The following is a 1,208-nucleotide window of genomic DNA, read 5'->3' as shown; positions in this document are numbered from 1 at the left end:
TCCCGGCTCCTGGCGAAGAAGTTCGTAGGCCACAAGGAAATCGGTGGCATGGGTCTCCGTGGCCACTACGGCGTAGGTGATGGGCGGAAGCTTGGGAATCTCCTGGTAACCGGGAAGGACTTGGCCATCAAGGCCTGGTGGCAACGAGGAAAGACGTTCTGGCCGGTCATCGAAGAGGACGATGCGCCAGGGCGTGGCCTCCCGGGCCAGGCGGGCCAAAAGCAGCCCGACATGCCCCGCTCCGAACACCGCCAAAAGCGGAGCGGGCCGGAGGACCTCGTAAAAGAGCGTGGCCTTTCCCCCGCAAAGCATGCCCAAATTTCGGAGTTCATGGGACTCCAAAAAAGTGTGCGGCCCCTCCCGAAGAAGGGATAAAGCCTTGTTAATGGCATGGTGTTCCAGAGCTCCTCCGCCCACCGTGCCTTCTATGCAGCCGTCGGAGAAGACCAGCATTTTCGCCCCGGCCTCTCGCGGCGCAGCCCCCTCCACGGCCACTACCGTGACCAAAACCGCTTCCTCCCCTTTTTCCACAGCCTCTGCCGCCCGCCGCAGGATTTCGTGACTCATCCCAGCAAATGTACCATACCTTCCGCTTATCCCCAAACGTGTTGACGAAAGAACCTCGGCCATTTAGGTTTTGCGCGGGGTTTTATGAGCAAAAACAAATACGCGTTCTTTCGTGGAGAAATCCGGCCTATTTCCGAGGCGAAGATCTCGGTGATGACCTCGGCCCTGAACTACGGGACCGGGGTGTTCGAGGGAATTCGGGCCTTCTGGAACCCTGAGGAGGAAGAGCTCTTTGTCTTCCGCATGACCGACCACTATGCCCGGCTTTTGCGGAGCGCCAAGATTCTCCTCATCGACCTCCCTTACACCGTGGAGGACCTTTGCCGCATCACCGTGGAGCTTCTGCGTCGGGAAGGGTTCCGTGAGGACGTGTACATCCGGCCCATCGCCTTCAAATCCAGCGAGGAGATCGGGGTGCGGCTCCATAATCTTGAAAGCGAGCTCGCCATATTTGCCTTGCCGTTCAAGCACTACCTTCCCGAGGGCGGGATCCGGGCCATGGTCTCCTCCTGGCGCCGGGTGGAGGACAATGCCATCCCCGCCCGGGCCAAGATAACCGGCGCATACGTGAACTCCGCCCTCGCCAAGACCGAGGCGTATTTGGCCGGGTTCGATGAAGCCATTGTCCTCAACGAGGACGG

General features: G+C 60.0%; 2 protein-coding genes. One reads left to right on the top strand and one right to left on the bottom strand.

Annotated elements, in window-relative coordinates:
• A partial coding sequence (locus tag H5T41_11230) for an XdhC family protein (GenBank protein ID MBC7109330.1) occupies positions 1 to 630 on the bottom strand: 630 nt, incomplete at its 3' end.
• Between the two features lie 21 nt (positions 631 to 651).
• On the opposite strand from H5T41_11230, the gene H5T41_11225 reads away from it, so the two are divergent.
• On the top strand, positions 652 to 1,208 hold a 557-nt coding region (locus H5T41_11225; GenBank protein ID MBC7109329.1), incomplete at its 3' end, for an aminotransferase class IV.

The sequence above is a fragment of the Methanomassiliicoccales archaeon genome, from assembly GCA_014361295.1.
Classification (GTDB): Archaea; Thermoplasmatota; Thermoplasmata; order Methanomassiliicoccales; family JACIVX01; genus JACIVX01.
This window is presented reverse-complemented; position numbering and strand designations above follow the sequence as displayed.